Raw genomic sequence first — 15,502 nt, 5'->3', positions numbered from 1 at the left:
GCGGCGTACGCGCGACGGGCGCGGCCCGCGCGTGGAGAAGACCTATGTTTCAAGGCTACAACTACGAACGACTGCTCGAGATATCCAAGCGCATCAACTGGCGCGTGGACGACATCATCGGTCCCGACAAGCCGATGGATTTCACGAAGCCTTTCCTGCCTGAGAGCTTCGCACGGACGGCCGAACTCGAGTTCCTCACGCCCGCCGAGCGGCTCAAGTTCAACCAGATCCGCGGCTTTGGCTATCTGGCCATGTTCGAACTCGTCGAACGCTGCATCCTGCCGGTGATCGAGGCCCATGCGCCCTCGCGCCCGGATCAGGATTCCCACCGGACGGCCGCCCTCAACAACTTCGTCGTCGAGGAGGCCAAGCACATCGAGCTCTTCGTGGCGTTCCGTCAGGCCTTTCAGGCCGGGTTCGACGTCGACTGCGGCTTCATCGGCCCCGCTGAGCACATCGGCGCAACCGTCCGGAGTCACACCGACATGGGCGTCTCGCTCTTCATCCTCGCGATCGAATGGGCGACGCAGCAGCATTGGCTGGAGAGCGTCCAGGGCGACGAGGACCTGGATCCCCAGATCAAGAGCCTGCTCCAGCATCACTGGATGGAGGAGTCCCAGCACGCCAAGCTCGACGCCCTGGTCTTCTTCGAGCTGGCCGCTTCGGCAGGATCGGAAGGCGTGGTGGCGGGGGTCGAGGACTTCCTCGAAATCGGCCTCTTCATCGACGGGCGCCTGAAGCAACAGACCGAGTTGGACCTTGCGTCGCTGGAAGCGGCCATCGGGCGCAAGCTTGTCCCGGCAGACCGCGACACCTTCCTGGCTCGCCAGCACCAGGCGCAGCGCTGGACGTTCCTCGGCTCTGCGCTGTCAAACCAGGGCTTCCTGAAGGCCCTGGGCGAGGTGAGCCCCGCGGCGAGGCGCCGGATCGAGGAGGTCGCGCCGGCCTTCTGCTAGGCAGATCGCCAAGCGTATGGGGAGCGGCGGCCGACGGTCGCCGCTCTCAGCGTACTTCGTCGCTCAGGCCCTCTTCACCCAGGAAACGGGCGAAATCCTCGGTCTCCTTGAAGTCGCGATAGACCGAGGCGTAGCGGACATAGGCGACGTCATCGAGCTGCTTGAGCTGCTTCATGACCAGTTCGCCGATCGTCGACGAAGGCAGCTCGGTCTCGCCCATGCTTTCCAGCTGGCGGACGATGGTCGAGATCATCCGCTCTACCCGGTCCGGTTCGACCGGGCGCTTGCGCATCGCGATGGCGATCGAGCGGGCCAGCTTGTCTCGGTCGAACGGCGTCCGCCGGCCCGACCGCTTGAGGATGGTCAGCTCGCGGAGTTGCACACGCTCAAATGTCGTGAACCTGCCCTCGCACTGGGGGCACAGCCGACGCCGACGAATGGCCGCGCCATCCTCGGATGGGCGGCTGTCCTTCACTTGAGTCTCGTCGTGGCCGCAGAACGGGCAGCGCATAATCTAGCCTCCCGGCGGCCAATAAACGCTATTAGCTGTAGATGGGGAAGCGTTGGGTGAGTTGAACCACCTCGGCACGCACCTTCTGCTCGACCGCCGTGGAGTCCTCGCCCGTGGCGACGGCGTCCAGCACCTCGCCCATCCAGCGCCCCACCTGCCGGAACTCCTCGACGCCGAAACCGCGGGTCGTGCCCGCCGGCGTCCCCACGCGGAGGCCCGAGGTCTGCATCGCCGGCAGCGGATCGCCGGGAATGGAATTCTTGTTCGTGGTGATGCCCGCGCGTTCCAGGGCGATCTCCGCCTGCGCCCCACTGACGCCCTTCGGGGTCAGGTCCACGAGCATCAGATGGCTGTCGGTGCCGTTGGAGACGATCTTGAAGCCGACGCTCTGCAGGCTGTCGGCCAGCGCGCGGGCGTTCTCGATGACCCGCTTGGCGTAGGTCTTGAACTCCGGCTTCAGGGCCTCGCCGAAGGCCACGGCCTTGCCGGCGATCACGTGCATCAGCGGCCCGCCCTGCAGGCCGGGGAAGACGGCGCTGTCGATCTTCTTGGCCAGCTTCTTGTCGTTGGTCAGGATCAGACCGCCGCGGGGACCACGCAGCGTCTTGTGCGTCGTCGTGGTGACGATGTGCGCGTGGGGGAACGGGTTCGGGTACTCGCCCGCCACGATAAGTCCGGCATAGTGGGCGACGTCGCACATCAGGATCGCATCGACCTCATCGGCGATCTGGCGGAACTTCGCGAAGTCGATCTGGCGCGAATAGGCCGAGCCGCCAGCGATGATCACCTTCGGCCGGTGCTCGCGCGCGACGGCGGCGGCCTCGTCATAGTCGATCAGGTGATCCTGGGTCCGCACGCCGTAGGCCACCGGATTGAACCACTTGCCCGACTGATTGACGCTCTTGCCATGGGTCAGGTGGCCGCCGTGGTCGAGGTTCATGCCCATGAAGGTGTCGCCCGGCTTCATGGTGACCATGAACACCGCCTGGTTCGCCTGGCTGCCGGAGTGCGGCTGCACATTGGCGAACTCGCAGCCGAAGAGCTGCTTGGCGCGCTCGATGGCCAGAAGCTCGGCCTCGTCCACCACCTCGCAGCCGCCGTAATAGCGCTTCCCAGGGTAGCCCTCGGCATACTTGTTGGTCAGGACCGAGCCCTGCGCATCCAGCACCGCCTTGGAGACGATGTTTTCCGAGGCGATCAGCTCGATCTGGTCCTGCTGCCGCTTGAGCTCGCCCGCCAGAATCTTCGCCAGCGCGGGATCCGCCTGGTCGACGCCTTGATTGAAGAAGTCCTGGGTGGAGGGCTGAGCGGACACGTGCAGGTTCAAGGGCAAGTCCCTTCGCTGGTCATTTGGATCGCTGGGCGGCGGAGGCGCCTCCTTTACTCCCGAACGCCGTCGCTTCCAACCGCGACGGAACGCGAGATTTTCGGGAACCCTTCCGGCAGGTCGCGCGTTGACCGGCAAATGCCGGGGCGCAGCAGGCTCGCGCCACGGCCAACAGGCGTGTCGAGAGGGGAAGTTGATGAACGAAGCACCCGATTCCACCGGACCAGCCGGCGAGGATCTGATGCGCCTGGGGGCCGGCATCGTCGCGGCCTATGTCAGTCGGAACGCCGTGCCCGCGGACGCCGTGCCGGATATCATCCGCTCGGTCCACCAGGCGTTGCGGCAACTCAACGGACATGCCGTTGCGGCTACGCCCGAGGAGCGGCCGAAGCCCGCCGTGCCCGTCGGCCGCTCGGTCCAGCACGACTACATCGTCTGCCTCGAGGACGGGAAGAAGCTGAAGATGCTCAAGCGCTACCTGCGCTCGCGCTACAATCTCAGCCCCGATGACTATCGCCGGCGCTGGGGCCTGGCGCCCGACTATCCCATGGTCGCGCCCGCCTACGCGGCGCGTCGCTCGGACTTCGCCAAGAAGATCGGCCTCGGACGCGGCGTGCGCCGCAGGAAGTGAGCCTCGCCATGCCGCGCATGGACCCGCGGATCGCGCCGTTCTTCGCGTGCGGTTACGAGATCCGGGACGCCGGCGCGGCCCGCGGTGGAGCCGAATTCGCGATCCTGGCCGACGACCCGCTCACGCCCCGGCTCGGCGACCGTTTCACCCTGGAAGGATGTGGGGTCGTGCGGGAGGTGTCCGTGATCGCGCTTGACCAGTCGCCCAGTGGCTGGCGCGCAACGTGCCGGGTCACCGACGTCTTCTAGGGAGTGAGAGCTTCTGGGAGTGAGAGCGCCCCTGTGTCTGCAGGGGCGCCCGGGACCGGACCGTGTCGGGTTGTGGTCGGCGCCGGTCTTGATCTGAAGTTGATCATGCTTCGCAGGTTTGGCCGTTGCGCCAAGACGCCGCGGTCGAACTTGCCGCACCCCTCAGGTGAGCCCGACGAAAAAGGCCTCCCAGGTTGCGCCCGGGAGGCCCGATCCTCAGGCTCTCGGCTCCCGCATCAGGCGGCGTAGCCACCGATCCTCTTGACGTTGCAGCGGACCCAGAGCGCTTCCAGCGCCTCGGCCAGCTCGTCCATCATGCCGTCCGTGTGGGCCGGCGACGGTGTGAATCGCAGCCGCTCGGTCCCGCGGGGCACGGTCGGATAGTTGATCGGCTGGACGTAGATCCCGTGGTCCTCGAGCAGGATGTCCGAGATCATCTTGCAGTGGACCGGGTCGCCCACCAGCACCGGCACGATATGGCTGACGGAGGGCATCACCGGCAGGCCGGCCCGCTTCAGGCGCGCCTTCAGAGCGGCCGCGCGCTCCTGGTGCGCGACGCGGACCTCGTTGTGTTCCTTCAGGTAGCGGATCGAGGCCACGGCGCCCGCGGCCAGGGCCGGCGGCAGCGAGGTGGTGAAGATGAAGCCATCCGCGTAGCTGCGGATCGCATCCACGATCACCCTGTCAGCGGCGATGTAGCCGCCCATGACGCCGAACGCCTTACCGAGGGTGCCCTCGATGATGTCGATCTCGGCCATCATGCCGTCACGCTCGGCAACGCCGGCGCCGCGCGGGCCGTACATGCCGACGGCGTGGACCTCGTCGATGTAGGTCATCGCGCCGTACTTCTTCGCCAGCGCGATCGTTCCGCGGATGTCGGCGATGTCGCCATCCATGGAGTAGACGCTTTCGAAGGCGATCAGCTTCGGCGCCTCGGGATCGGCCTCGATCAGGAGCTGTTCGAGGTGCTCCAGATCGTTGTGCCGGAAGACCCGGCGCTGTTCGCGCTTCCCGGCCCGGATGCCGCTGATCATCGAGTTGTGATTCAGCTCGTCCGAGAAGACGATCAGCCCGGGCAGGATCTTGTACAGCGTGGAGAGCGAGGCCTCGTTGGAGACGTAGCCCGAGGTGAACAGCAGCGCCGATTCCTTGCCGTGCAGGTCGGCCAGCTCATGCTCCAGCTCAACGTGGTAGTGGGTGGTGCCCGAGATGTTGCGGGTGCCGCCCGAGCCGGCGCCGGCTTCCTCGATCGCCCGGTGCATGGCGTCGAGCACGACGGGGTTCTGCCCCTGGCCCAGGTAGTCGTTCGAGCACCAGACCGTCACGTCGCTGGTGGAGCCGTCGCCCCGGGTCCAGGTGGCGCGCGGGAATTCGCCGCGGTGTCGCTTCAGGTCGGCGAAGACCCGGTAGCGCCCCTCGGACCGGACGCGGTCGAGAGCATTGCGGAAAGCGGCCCTGTAATCCATCGACTTGATCCCGGTAGCGCGTCTTGTTGGGCGCGCCCTGCCCGGCCCCTTAAATCTGCCAGCCTTTTGGCGCCGCGGTGCTCGGTTGTCCACAATACCGCGGGTCGCAGGGGCCCGAAGTTTCGTGAACAGCCGCATAGAGTTCGCGGGCGGCGCGCGCCTTGATGTTTATCAACCCGACTGGACGGACCGCCCCCGCAGCATCTCGAGGATTGCCGAGAAGTCCTTGGGCCCGCCGCCGAGCCTGTCGAACAGGGCGTAGAGTCCTTCCGCCGATGCGCCGAGCGGCGTGGCCGCACCGGCCTTCGCCGCGGCCTCCTGGGCGAGCTTCAGGTCCTTGAGCATCATCGCCGTGGCGAAACCGCCCTCGTAGTCACGGTTGGAGGGCGCGGCCGGCACCGGGCCCGGCCAGGGGCAGTAGCTGGTCAGGCTCCAGCACTGGCCCGAGGACTTGGATGCGATTTCGAAGAATCGCTCGCCCTCCAGGCCCAGCTTCTCGGCCAGGGCGAAGGCCTCGCAGACCCCGATCATCGAGATGCCGAGCACCATGTTGTTGCAGATCTTCGCCGCCTGCCCCGCCCCGTGGTCGCCGGCGCGGATGGTGATTCGCGACATCGGCTGGATGGCGTCTTCCACCGCGGCGAAGTCGGCCTCGTCGCAGCCGACCATGAACGCCAGCGTCCCCGCATCGGCCGCCGCCGTGCCGCCCGAGACGGGGGCGTCGGCGAATCGGAAGCCCGCGGCCTTGGCCTGGGCCGCCACGGCCCGGGCGCTCTCCACGTCGATGGTCGAGGAATCGATCAGCAGCGCGGTCTTCGGCGCATTCGGCAGAATCTGCTCGGCGTAGACCGAGCGCACGTGCGGACCGGCCGGCAGCATGGTGATGACCACATCCGCCGTCTTCACCGCCTCGGCCACCGAGCCCGCCTTCGCGCAGCCCGCGCCGGCAGCCTTGTCCAGGGCGGCCGCCGAGAGGTCGAACGCCAGCACCTCGCGACCGGCCTTCGCCTGGTTCGCGGCCATGCCGCCGCCCATGTTGCCGAGGCCGATGAACGCAACGCGGGTCATGCCCGGATCTCCTCCAGAGGGGTCCATTCCTGGTCGGCCGGCAACGGCGCGAAGATGGCGTCCAGGGTCGCCTCGTCCACGTCCTGCGGGCGTGGCGGGTTCCACTTCGGCGCGTTGTCCTTGTCGACGATCACCGCCCGCACGCCCTCGATGAAGTCGTGCCGCTGCACGACGCGGGCGCCGATGCGGTATTCCATCGCCATGTTCTCGGCGAAGGACCTGGCCTTTGCCCCTAGCTGAAGCTGGCGGAAGGCGACCTTCATGGTCTGGGGGGATTTGGTCGCCAGCACCTTGAGCTGGTCCTTGGCCCAGTCCGTCCCGGCAGCCTCCAACGCGGAAAGGATCGCTTCCACGCTGTCGCCGACGAACAGGCGGGCGATCTCGTCCTGATGCTGCGCCAGCGGCGGGCGGCCCGCGTCGGCCTCGAACTCGGTCAGGAGGGTCTCGACGCGATCGGGCTCGGCGATGATCGCGGCCTTGAGTTCGGCGATCCGGGCGCTTTCCACATAGTCGGTGGCGATGCCCAGCAGCTCGCAGTCCGCCGCCTTGATCCGCGCGCCGGTCAGCGCCAGCCACAAACCCAGATGGTCCGGCATGCGCGACAGGTGCCAGCCGCCGCCGACGTCGGGGAACAGGCCGATCCCCGTCTCCGGCATGGCGAAGGTGGTCCGCTCGGTCGCCACCCGGAACCGGCAGGGCTGGGCCAGCCCCACGCCGCCGCCCATCGTGACGCCGTCCATGATCGCCACGGTCGGCTTCGGATACTCGAACAGCAGGTGGTTCAGCCGGTACTCGATGAAGAAGAACTCGCGCGCCAGCCTGCCGTCGGCCGCCCCGCTCTCGGCCAGCATCCGGATGTCGCCGCCGGCGCAGAAGCCCCGCTCGCCCGAATGGTCGAACAGCACCAGCTCGACGGTCGGGTCTGTCCGCCAGGCCAGCAGCGCCTCGGTCATCAGCCGGCACATGTTGGTGGTCAGCGCGTGCAGCGCTTGCGGCCGGTTCAGCGTGATGCGGCCGACGCGGCCCTCCACGCGACAGAGGACTTCGGCTTCGCTCATGCCCGGAACAGCTCCCGCGCGGTGATGACGCGCATGATCTCGTTGGTGCCTTCGAGGATCTGGTGAACCCGCAGGTCGCGCACGATCCGCTCCAGTGGATAGTCGCGCAGGTAGCCGTAGCCGCCGTGCAGCTGCAGCGCCTGGTTGGCGACCTCGAAGCCGGCGTCAGTGGCGAAGCGCTTCGCCATGGCGCAGTACTGGGTCGCCTTGGGATTTTTCGTGTCTAGGGCATGGGCAGCCCGGCGGACCATGAGCCGGGCAGCGTCCAGCTCGGTCGCCATATCCGCCAGCCGCCACTGCAGGCCCTGGAACTCCTTGAGCGCCTGCCCGAACTGCTTGCGGGTCTCCAGGTACGCCTTGGCCGTGTCGAGCGCGAGCCCGGCGCCGCCCAGCGAGCATGAGGCGATGTTGATCCGGCCGCCGTCCAGGCCGGCCATGGCGAACTTGAACCCCTCGCCCTCGTTGCCGATACGGTTGGCCTCGGGCACGCGGCAGTCGTCGAAGTTCACCTGGGCGGTCGGCTGGGCGTTCCAGCCCATCTTCCGCTCCTGGGCGCCAAACGAGATGCCCGGCATGTCCTTCTCGACCACGAAGGCCGAGACCCCCTTGGCGCCCTCGCCCCCTGTCCGTGCCATGACGACGTAGAGGTCCGACGTCCCGGCGCCGGAGATGAACGCCTTGGTCCCGTTCAGGACGTATTGGTCGCCGTCCCTCCGGGCCGTCGTCTTCATGGCGACGGCGTCGGAGCCCGAACCCGGCTCGGTCAGGCAGTACGACGCGATCAGCTCCATGCTGGTCAGCCGCGGCAGGTAGCGGCGGCGCAGCTCTTCCGAGCCGAACCGGTCGATCATCCACGAGGCCATGTTGTGGATCGAGATGAACGCCGCGACCGAGACGTCGCCGTAGCTGAGCTGCTCGAACACGATCGAGGCGTCCAGCCGCGAAAGAGCCGAGCCGCCCACGTCCTCGCGGACATAGAGCCCGGCGAAGCCCAGCTCGGCGGCCTTGCGCACCACGTCGACGGGGAAGTGCTTGTCCTCGTCCCAGCGGGCGGAATTGGGAGCCAGCTCGGCCTGGGCAAAGGCGCGCGCCGCGTCCTCGATCGCCCGCTGGTCCTCGGTGAGGTTGAAGTCCATGGCGGGGACGTCGCGCGGACCGCCCGGACTGTCAATCTGCCGCGACGGCGCCGGCGCCCCTTGCCAGCCCGACCCCCGCGGGTCCAAACCCCCGGGCCATGAGCAAAGCCCCCCTCGCCGCCTACCCCGCCCTGCGCCTCCGTCGCCTGCGCCAGGCCGACTGGGTCCGACGCCTGGTGCGCGAGACGGTGCTGACGCCGAACGACCTCATCTGGTCGATGGTGGTCCACGAGGGCGAGGGCCAGATCCCGGTGGGCTCCATGCCCGGCGTCTCCCGGTTGTCGGTGAAGGACGCCGCCGCGGCCGCCAAGGAAGCAAAAGCCCTGGGTATTCCGGCCATCGCCGTCTTCCCGCACATCGACGGGTCGAAGAAGGACGCCACCGGCAAGCTGGCGGCCGATCCGGACGGCGTTGTCTGCCGGGCCGTGAAGGCCATGAAGGACGCCGCGCCCGAGGTCGGGATCATGTGCGACGTCGCGCTCGACCCCTTCACCGACCATGGCCATGACGGCCTGCTGGAGAACGGCCGTATCGTCAACGACGCCACGATCGAGGCTCTGGTGGCCCAGGCGCTGGTCCAGGCCAAGGCCGGCTGCGACATCCTCGCCCCCTCGGACATGATGGACGGCCGCTGCGGCGCCCTGCGCTCGGCGCTGGAGGCCGAGGGCCTGCAGGACGTGATGATCATGTCCTATGCGGCCAAGTACGCCTCGGCCTTCTATGGTCCCTATCGCGAGGCCATCGGCTCCGGAAAGCTCGGGACGGGCAGCGTCGACAACCCGGGCGACAAGAAGACCTATCAAATGGACTCGGCCAACCACGCCGAGGCCCTGCGCGAGGTGGCCCTCGACATCGCCGAAGGCGCCGACATGGTCATGGTCAAGCCGGGGATGCCCTACCTCGACATCGTCCGGCAGGTGGTCGACGCCTTCAACGTGCCGACCTTCGCGTTCCAGGTCTCGGGCGAGTACGCCATGATCATGGCCGCCGCCCAGAACGGCTGGCTGGACGAGGAGCGCTCGATCCTGGAGAGCCTGGGCGCCTTCAAGCGTGCGGGCGCCGCAGGGGTCATCACCTACTTCGCGCCCCGCGCCGCGCGGCTGCTGGGGGCCTAGGGACGTCCCGACCGCGGGCTGTCCACCTCGGTGACCAGGATGCGGCCAGTCTGCTTCGCGGCCGCGGCCTCGTGGTCCGAGCTGGCGGCGGTGAGCATGAACAGCGTGCGGCCGTCGTCGCCGCCCAACATGCAGGCGAAGCAGGGCTGGCCGGTCTCGACCACCTCCAGCACCTCGCCGCCCTCGGCGATCCGGGCGCACTCCGGAGCGATCGGGTTGGCGATCCAGATGGCGCCCTCGGCGTCCAGGGCGATGCCGTCCGGAACCCGCGGCCAGGTCTGCGCCCACACCCGCCGGTTCGAGAGGGCGCCGTCAGCGCCGATGTCGAAGGCCGTCAGCACGCCGCCCAGGGTTTCGCCGAGGATCAGGGTCCTGCCGTCTGGCGTGATCACCGGGCCGTTAGGGAAGTGCAGGTCTTCGGCCGCGACCCGTGTGTCCCCCGTCGGCGAGACATAGGCCAGCTTCACCGTCGGATGGTCGGCGATGACGCTCTCGACGCCCCGCGCGTGGATCGCGGCGTCCAGGTCGAAGCCGAAGTTGCCCACATAGGCCCCGCCGCGGGAATCGACGACCATGTCGTTGCAGTGGAAGTCGGCGATGTGGCCGAGTTCCGCATGGACGGCGATCCGGCCGTCTGGAAACCGCCGCAGGAGCTGGCGCTTGATCTGGGCGACGATCAGCAGCGACCCGTCGGGCATCCAGCCCAGGCCTGAGGGCTGGTCGTCGATCTCGACCTCGGTGCGCAGGTCGCCGGCCAGCGACACGGACTTCACCGCATGGGCGTAGAAGTCGCTGAACCACAGCCGGCCGTCACGCCAGCGCGGCCCCTCGCCGAAATAGATGCCCTCGGTGAGGATCCGCGTCGTCCGTCCCATGCGCTCGCCTTTCTGTGGAAGGTCTTGGCGCGATGATCGTCGACGTGGTCGGCGCTGTCATCCGCGATCCGGCGGGCCGTGTGCTCACCGTGAGGAAACGTGCGACGTCCCGCTTCATGCTGCCTGGCGGAAAGCGCGAGCCGGGCGAGGACGACCTGACGGCGCTTGAGCGGGAGCTTCGCGAAGAGCTTGGCGTCCGGCTGGTCCGAGCGGATCTGCTGGGCCGTTTCGAAGCGCCGGCGGCCAACGAACCTGACGCGACGGTGAGATCCCACGCCTACATCGTTGGTATCGAAGGCGAAATTGAGATTCAGGCTGAGATCGAGGCGATGCGCTGGATCGACCCGACGTCGCCAGGCGATACGCCCCTGGCGCCCCTGCTGCTAGGCCAGATCCTGCCCCGCCTGGCGGGCTAACCCTTCACCCCCGCAAGGCGCCTGACGTCTCCGAGCGGCTTCGGGAGCAGGTCTTCAAACGGTAGGACCTCCAGCCGGTTCGCCCGCCGTCCCCGCCACCACGCCTTGAGGCAATCCAGCACGAAGCCCAGCCCCTCATCGCGGAGCCGCGCCTGCAGCGAGGAGACCATCAGGAGGCGGTTCGACCGTCCGCCGTCGTGGCCGTGGCTCCACCACAGGAGCAGGGTCTCGCCGCGCGGATCGGCGGCATAGCCGGTCAGGACATGTCGCAGGTCGTGGATCAGGATGTGCCGCTCCGCGAACCATGCGGGCCCTTCCTCCGGCGGCTGGCCGCCGCGCGCCGCCCTCCCCATCTCAACGAGCTTGGTCGGAGACAACCTGAACCGATCGATATGGTCCAGGAACGCGCGCCCGAAACTGCCTGCCGGCAGTCGCTCCAGGACCGCACGATCCTGCAGGGCCGCCATCAGGTCCGGCCGGCGTTCGTAGAGCGCCCGCCCCGCGGGTTGGGCGACAAGCCGGGCAAAGCCCCGCTCGTTGCGATCCGGGTCCAGCGCCTGGATGACCTCGAAGGCCTTTTCGGTCCGGTTCGGGTCACGCCTCAGGATGCGCGCCGCGGCCCGGGCTCGCTTCCAGTCAGGCCGGCGTGAGCGCTGAGCCCCATCCCCCTCGAAAGTCGTGGCCGTCGCCATCTGTTCGTCCTCCCGGATGGGATGGAACGGCCGATCGGTGCGCCTGTCTACCCTGCCCGGGGAAGCCAGGACTTCAGGATCGCATTGACCTTCTCGGGCGCCTCCTGCTGGACCCAATGCGACACGCCCGGCAGGCGCTCGATGGTCAGGTTGCGAACGTACGCATCGGTCCCGTCCAGAAGTTCCACGCCGAGCGCACTGTCCTGCTCGCCCCAGATGACGAGCGTCGGCGTCTCGAGCACCGGAAACGGGCCCGCGAGCTTGCCCGGCGTGCGGAAAGCGGCTCGGTACCAGTTGATCATCGCCCGCATCGCGCCTGGCCGCTGAGCGTCCCGCGCATAGCGGTCGAGCACCTCGGGGCCGAAGTTGCTCTTGTCGACCGCCATGTCGAAGAAGGCGCGACGGATTCCTTGCGCGTCGTTCCGCGTCAGCGCCCGCTCGGGGATCGCCGGGAGCTGGAAGAAGAACATGTACCAGGACCGCTTGAGCTGCGCCCAGTTGCGGCGGAGGTTCGCTTGCATCACCGCCGGGTGTGGCAGGTTCATGATCACCAGCCGATCCAGCGGCCGAATGCGATTGATGGCGAAGGTCCAGCCCACGCCCGCGCCCCAGTCGTGGGCCAGCAGGGTGACCGTCTTGGCCCCGCTGGCGTCGATGAGTGACGCCACGTCCTCCATCAGCCGTTCGACGCGATAGCTGGCCACGTCTTGCGGCTTCGGCTCGGTCTCGCCATAGCCCCTGAGGTCAGGCGCCCAGGCCCGGTAGCCCAGCTCCGCCAGAAGCGGCAGTTGGAACCGCCAGGAGAAGCGGCTTTCGGGAAAGCCATGCAGACAGAGCGCCAGGTGGTCGCCCTCCCCGGCCTCGTCCACGGCGAAGCGGAAGCCGTTGGCTTCGATGGTGTGGGTCGTGATGTTCATGGCGCGGTGAAGTAGGTGCTTTCTCTGTCGATCCCCGGAAGCTGGATCGTGCCCTGGTAGGTGAAGCCGATCTTCCTGAGCACCGCCATCGAAGCGAAGTTCTCGAGCGTCGTGATCGCCGCCAGCTTCGGAATCCCCAGGACATCCGTCGCGTGCCGAAGCACGGCCGCCGCCGCCTCCTGGGCGAAGCCCTGACCCCAGGCCTTCGGCAGGAAGGCGTAGCCGACGTCGGGCGTGTCCAGCCCGTCGCGCTTGACGAGCCCGGCCAGCCCGACGGCGGCGCCGTCCGACTTCCGCACCGCCACCCACATGCCGAATCCGTGCTCCAGGTAGCTGGCCAGCATCCGCTCCTCGATGTAGTCGCGCGCCTCATCCTCGCTGCGCACGCCCCGATCGCCGATGTTCTCGAGGAAGCCGGGCGAGTTCAGCAGTTCCAGCACGAAGGGCGCGTCCGCCGCCTCGACCTCACGAAGAATCAGCCGTTCCGTCTCAAGAACCACGCGCACTCGAACGCCCTCCGCAAGGATCGCGAAACGTCATCTTAACGTGCGTCGCCGACTTTGCCCGCGAAACAGCGTTAAGGCGGGTGAACCATGGCTGTGGGCGAGCAGCCGATCATCATCAAGAAGATCAAGAAGGGCGGCGGCGGGGGTCACCACGGCGGCGCCTGGAAGGTAGCCTACGCCGACTTCGTGACGGCCATGATGGCCTTCTTCCTGCTGATGTGGCTCATCAACACCACCAGCCCCGAACAGAAGCGCGGCATCGCCGACTATTTCGCTCCGGCGAGTGTCTCGCAGACCTCCTCCGGCGCCGGCGGCATCCTCGCGGGGACCGCGCTCGGCAACGATGGCGCAAAGGCCTCGGGCTCCAGCGATGTGATCGAGGAGCTGGCGCCCTCATCCCGCAACCCGAACGACGGCGAGTCCGCCGACGGCGCCAAGCCCATGACGCCGGAGCAGGCGGCCGCCGCGGCCGAGGATCAGGCCGCCGCGAGGCGCGAGGCCGCGGCCTTCGCCTCAGCGGCCCAGTCGCTGCGCCAGGCGCTGCAGGACATGCCCGAGTTGGCCGAGCTGTCGAAGAACATCATCATCGACGAGACGCCCGAGGGGCTGCGCATCCAGCTCGTCGACCAGGAAGGCCGCTCGATGTTCAACCAAGGCGCCTCGCAGCCGAACGAGCGCGCCAAGCTGCTGCTGAGGGCGATTTCGAAGATCATCAATCAGCTGCCCAACCGCATCAGCATCTATGGCCACACCAGCGCCAGCGCCGGCGGGGTCAAACCCGAGACCGATTGGGCCCTGTCCGCGGCTCGGGCTGACAATTCCCGCAAGGTGCTGGCCGGCGCCGGAGTCGACCGGGACCGCGTCTATCAGGTGTCCGGCAAGGCGGCGTCCGAGCCGCTCTACCCGGACGACCCCATGCTGCCTGGAAACCGCCGCATCGCCATCGTGTTGTTGCGGGAGGCGCCGGTCCTTCCGGCGGACCCGGGTCTCTAGCGGGCGCTTGCGCGGAGGGCCGGCATGACGCCTAATCGGATCAAGCGCTTGGCTTCGAAGGCGAACGCAGCTCCGTGACGCAGCATTTTCCGACCCGACAGCTCCGGTTCTTTCTCACCGCGCCGTCGCCGTGTCCGTACTTGCCCGAACGCTTCGAGCGGAAAGTCTTCGCCCACCTCCCGCTGTCCGACGGCGCGGTCGTCAACGACAGCCTGACACAGGTAGGGTTTCGCCGGTCGCAGAACATCGCCTACCGGCCGGCGTGCGAGGCCTGCTCGGCCTGCGTGTCGGCGCGCATTCCGGCGGCGGACTACGTGTTCTCACGTTCAGAACGGAAGACCCTGGCGCGAAACGGCGACCTCGAGGGCGCCCTGGTGGAGGCCGAGGCGACGATGGAGCAGTTCGATCTGCTCCGCCGCTACCTTCTCGCCCGTCACGCCGACGGTGGCATGGCCGAGATGACCTGGCCGGACTATGTCGCGATGGTCGAGGATACGGCCGTCCGGACCCACATCATCGAGTACCGCATGAAGCCGGCGGATGGCGGGCCGGGCGATCTGGTCGCCTGCGCGCTGGTCGATCTGATGGATGACGGCCTGTCCCTCGTATACAGTTTCTATGACCCTGTAGCGACGCGCCGGAGCCTGGGCTCCTTCGTGATCCTGGACCACATCCGTCAGGCCACGCTCACCAGCCTGCCCTACGTCTACCTCGGCTATTGGGTCCGCGGGTCCGACAAGATGGCCTACAAGGTGCGCTTCACGCCCATCGAGCTGCTCCGGCCGGATGGCTGGATGCTCGCCTCTGCGCGAGACCTTCCCCCCGTCGACTGACTGTGGACCATTCCACCACGCAGGTGGCGCACGCGATCGTCGAAGCCTAAGTTGGACGCGTGAGATCAACCGTCCGACATCCGCCATGGCGCGACAGCTTCGGCTGAGCCTGGGACGGCAGAGCCTGCCCTCGTTCGACGACTTCGTTCGCGGTCCGTCCAATACGGAAGCGTTCGAAGCCGTGCGCCGCTGGCCGAATTGGCCGGGTGGTTGCCTCACCCTGGTCGGCCCAAAGGGCGCGGGGAAGACCCATCTGGCCAAGGCATGGGCCGAGACGGCCGGCGCCGTCACCATCGACCGCGCCGCGCCGGACCTCACGTCGGCGATGGGCCGTCACGTGCTGATCGAGGACGCTGACCAGGGTCTGCCCAGCGAGAGTCTCTTCCACCTCATCAATCTGGCCGGGCGCGAAGGTGGTGGTCTGCTCCTCACCGCGCGCACCTTGCCCGCGTCCTGGCCCACGGCCCTGCCCGACCTACGCTCGCGGCTGAACGCCCTGCCGGTGGCAGAGATATCTCCTCCCGACGACCAGGTGCTGGAAGGTGTCCTGCGGCGGTTCTTCCGGGAACGGAACATCCGGCCGCCGGAAGCGGTCTATCCCTATCTGCTGGCGCGGATGAGCCGCTCTATCCCCGACGCCGAGGAAATCGTCCGCCGCCTGGACGAGGCCGGCGACGAGGGCTTCCGGCCGGTGACGCGGGTGCTGGCGCGCCAGATTCTTGAAGCCGGACTGCCCCTCGACTGAAAATCCGGC

18 protein-coding genes are annotated in these 15,502 nt (G+C 67.9%); 8 read left to right on the top strand and 10 right to left on the bottom strand.

Translation table 11 applies throughout. The annotated features are described in order from the left end of the window. Positions 1-44: 44 nt before the first annotated feature. Positions 45-956, top strand: coding sequence for a hypothetical protein (locus DJ019_RS01305; protein WP_111274178.1), 912 nt, complete (start codon positions 45-47; stop codon positions 954-956). A gap of 46 nt (positions 957-1,002) precedes the next feature. Here DJ019_RS01305 and nrdR read toward each other — a convergent pair whose 3' ends face one another. Beyond that, positions 1,003-1,467 carry a transcriptional regulator NrdR gene (nrdR, locus tag DJ019_RS01300; RefSeq protein ID WP_111274177.1) on the bottom strand — a complete coding sequence of 155 codons (465 nt, stop codon included), beginning with the start codon at positions 1,465-1,467 and terminating at the stop codon, positions 1,003-1,005. 31 nt (positions 1,468-1,498) lie between these two features. Next, complete coding sequence (gene glyA, locus DJ019_RS01295) at positions 1,499-2,788, bottom strand: serine hydroxymethyltransferase (protein WP_111274735.1); 1,290 nt, start codon at positions 2,786-2,788, stop codon at positions 1,499-1,501. Between the two features lie 202 nt (positions 2,789-2,990). Here glyA and DJ019_RS01290 point away from each other — a divergent pair, with 202 nt between their 5' ends. After that, the gene (locus tag DJ019_RS01290; protein ID WP_111274176.1) at positions 2,991-3,425 is read left to right on the top strand and encodes a Ros/MucR family transcriptional regulator; all 435 of its coding nucleotides are present in this window, start codon (positions 2,991-2,993) and stop codon (positions 3,423-3,425) included. 8 nt (positions 3,426-3,433) lie between these two features. Next, complete coding sequence (locus DJ019_RS01285; protein ID WP_111274175.1) at positions 3,434-3,673, top strand: hypothetical protein; 240 nt, start codon at positions 3,434-3,436, stop codon at positions 3,671-3,673. Between the two features lie 236 nt (positions 3,674-3,909). Here the strand turns inward: DJ019_RS01285 and hemA are convergent, their stop codons facing one another. The 4 genes from hemA to DJ019_RS01265 all read right to left on the bottom strand — a co-directional run bounded on the left by hemA (position 3,910) and on the right by DJ019_RS01265 (position 8,401). Then, positions 3,910-5,139 carry a 5-aminolevulinate synthase gene (gene hemA, locus DJ019_RS01280; protein WP_111274174.1) on the bottom strand — a complete coding sequence of 410 codons (1,230 nt, stop codon included), beginning with the start codon at positions 5,137-5,139 and terminating at the stop codon, positions 3,910-3,912. 171 nt (positions 5,140-5,310) lie between these two features. Then, a complete protein-coding gene (gene mmsB, locus DJ019_RS01275) occupies positions 5,311-6,207 on the bottom strand; it encodes a 3-hydroxyisobutyrate dehydrogenase (protein WP_111274173.1) in 897 nt (298 codons plus the stop codon). Further along, the gene (locus tag DJ019_RS01270; protein WP_111274172.1) at positions 6,204-7,265 is read right to left on the bottom strand and encodes an enoyl-CoA hydratase/isomerase family protein; all 1,062 of its coding nucleotides are present in this window, start codon (positions 7,263-7,265) and stop codon (positions 6,204-6,206) included. The genes mmsB and DJ019_RS01270 overlap by 4 nt, the downstream gene beginning before the upstream one ends. Continuing rightward, complete coding sequence (locus DJ019_RS01265; protein ID WP_111274171.1) at positions 7,262-8,401, bottom strand: isobutyryl-CoA dehydrogenase; 1,140 nt, start codon at positions 8,399-8,401, stop codon at positions 7,262-7,264. Before DJ019_RS01265 ends, DJ019_RS01270 begins: the two co-directional genes overlap by 4 nt. Positions 8,402-8,499: 98 nt before the next feature. Here DJ019_RS01265 and hemB point away from each other — a divergent pair, with 98 nt between their 5' ends. Continuing rightward, positions 8,500-9,516, top strand: coding sequence for a porphobilinogen synthase (gene hemB / locus DJ019_RS01260; RefSeq protein ID WP_111274170.1), 1,017 nt, complete (start codon positions 8,500-8,502; stop codon positions 9,514-9,516). Here the strand turns inward: hemB and DJ019_RS01255 are convergent. After that, positions 9,513-10,391 carry an SMP-30/gluconolactonase/LRE family protein gene (locus DJ019_RS01255; RefSeq protein WP_111274169.1) on the bottom strand — a complete coding sequence of 293 codons (879 nt, stop codon included), beginning with the start codon at positions 10,389-10,391 and terminating at the stop codon, positions 9,513-9,515. The genes hemB and DJ019_RS01255 overlap by 4 nt on opposite strands. Before the next feature lie 32 nt (positions 10,392-10,423). On the opposite strand from DJ019_RS01255, the gene DJ019_RS01250 reads away from it, so the two are divergent. Next, positions 10,424-10,807, top strand: a complete 384-nt coding sequence (locus DJ019_RS01250; RefSeq protein ID WP_111274168.1) for an NUDIX hydrolase — start codon at positions 10,424-10,426, stop codon at positions 10,805-10,807. Here DJ019_RS01250 and DJ019_RS01245 read toward each other — a convergent pair. The 3 genes from DJ019_RS01245 to DJ019_RS01235 are packed head-to-tail and all read right to left on the bottom strand — an operon-like array spanning position 10,804 to position 12,922. Beyond that, entirely contained in the window at positions 10,804-11,499 is a 696-nt protein-coding gene (locus DJ019_RS01245) for a Coq4 family protein (protein ID WP_111274167.1), read from the bottom strand. The genes DJ019_RS01250 and DJ019_RS01245 overlap by 4 nt on opposite strands. Before the next feature lie 47 nt (positions 11,500-11,546). After that, positions 11,547-12,416 (bottom strand): alpha/beta fold hydrolase, encoded by an 870-nt coding sequence (locus DJ019_RS01240; RefSeq protein WP_111274166.1) that lies wholly within the window; start codon positions 12,414-12,416, stop codon positions 11,547-11,549. Beyond that, on the bottom strand, positions 12,413-12,922 hold the full coding sequence (locus DJ019_RS01235) for a GNAT family N-acetyltransferase (protein WP_205854057.1): 510 nt from the start codon (positions 12,920-12,922) through the stop codon (positions 12,413-12,415). The genes DJ019_RS01240 and DJ019_RS01235 overlap by 4 nt, the downstream gene beginning before the upstream one ends. Before the next feature lie 87 nt (positions 12,923-13,009). Between DJ019_RS01235 and DJ019_RS01230 the strand changes: the two genes are divergently transcribed. The 3 genes from DJ019_RS01230 (at position 13,010) to DJ019_RS01220 (ending at position 15,493) form a co-directional block, all read left to right on the top strand. Beyond that, complete coding sequence (locus tag DJ019_RS01230) at positions 13,010-13,915, top strand: flagellar motor protein MotB (RefSeq protein ID WP_111274165.1); 906 nt, start codon at positions 13,010-13,012, stop codon at positions 13,913-13,915. 74 nt (positions 13,916-13,989) lie between these two features. After that, positions 13,990-14,748: an arginyltransferase gene (locus DJ019_RS01225; RefSeq protein ID WP_111274164.1), complete on the top strand. Its 759-nt coding sequence runs from the start codon at positions 13,990-13,992 to the stop codon at positions 14,746-14,748. Between the two features lie 85 nt (positions 14,749-14,833). Beyond that, complete coding sequence (locus DJ019_RS01220) at positions 14,834-15,493, top strand: DnaA ATPase domain-containing protein (protein WP_111274163.1); 660 nt, start codon at positions 14,834-14,836, stop codon at positions 15,491-15,493. The last annotated feature ends 9 nt before the right edge of the window (positions 15,494-15,502 follow it).

The organism is Phenylobacterium kunshanense (genome assembly GCF_003254525.1).
Lineage (GTDB): Bacteria > Pseudomonadota > Alphaproteobacteria > Caulobacterales > Caulobacteraceae > Phenylobacterium > Phenylobacterium kunshanense.
Note: the sequence above shows the minus strand (reverse complement) of the source record. Positions and strands in the feature narration are given on the sequence as shown.

Excerpts from the sequence above, each read along its gene's own strand:
- DJ019_RS01305 (WP_111274178.1), top strand. The coding sequence starts at position 45 with ATGTTTCAAGGCTACAACTACGAACGACTGCTCGAGATATCCAAGCGC.
- nrdR (WP_111274177.1), bottom strand. The coding sequence starts at position 1,467 with ATGCGCTGCCCGTTCTGCGGCCACGACGAGACTCAAGTGAAGGACAGC.
- DJ019_RS01290 (WP_111274176.1), top strand. The coding sequence starts at position 2,991 with ATGAACGAAGCACCCGATTCCACCGGACCAGCCGGCGAGGATCTGATG.
- DJ019_RS01285 (WP_111274175.1), top strand. The coding sequence starts at position 3,434 with ATGCCGCGCATGGACCCGCGGATCGCGCCGTTCTTCGCGTGCGGTTAC.
- hemA (WP_111274174.1), bottom strand. The coding sequence starts at position 5,139 with ATGGATTACAGGGCCGCTTTCCGCAATGCTCTCGACCGCGTCCGGTCC.
- mmsB (WP_111274173.1), bottom strand. The coding sequence starts at position 6,207 with ATGACCCGCGTTGCGTTCATCGGCCTCGGCAACATGGGCGGCGGCATG.
- DJ019_RS01270 (WP_111274172.1), bottom strand. The coding sequence starts at position 7,265 with ATGAGCGAAGCCGAAGTCCTCTGTCGCGTGGAGGGCCGCGTCGGCCGC.
- DJ019_RS01265 (WP_111274171.1), bottom strand. The coding sequence starts at position 8,401 with ATGGACTTCAACCTCACCGAGGACCAGCGGGCGATCGAGGACGCGGCG.
- hemB (WP_111274170.1), top strand. The coding sequence starts at position 8,500 with ATGAGCAAAGCCCCCCTCGCCGCCTACCCCGCCCTGCGCCTCCGTCGC.
- DJ019_RS01255 (WP_111274169.1), bottom strand. The coding sequence starts at position 10,391 with ATGGGACGGACGACGCGGATCCTCACCGAGGGCATCTATTTCGGCGAG.
- DJ019_RS01250 (WP_111274168.1), top strand. The coding sequence starts at position 10,424 with ATGATCGTCGACGTGGTCGGCGCTGTCATCCGCGATCCGGCGGGCCGT.
- DJ019_RS01245 (WP_111274167.1), bottom strand. The coding sequence starts at position 11,499 with ATGGCGACGGCCACGACTTTCGAGGGGGATGGGGCTCAGCGCTCACGC.
- DJ019_RS01240 (WP_111274166.1), bottom strand. The coding sequence starts at position 12,416 with ATGAACATCACGACCCACACCATCGAAGCCAACGGCTTCCGCTTCGCC.
- DJ019_RS01230 (WP_111274165.1), top strand. The coding sequence starts at position 13,010 with ATGGCTGTGGGCGAGCAGCCGATCATCATCAAGAAGATCAAGAAGGGC.
- DJ019_RS01220 (WP_111274163.1), top strand. The coding sequence starts at position 14,834 with ATGGCGCGACAGCTTCGGCTGAGCCTGGGACGGCAGAGCCTGCCCTCG.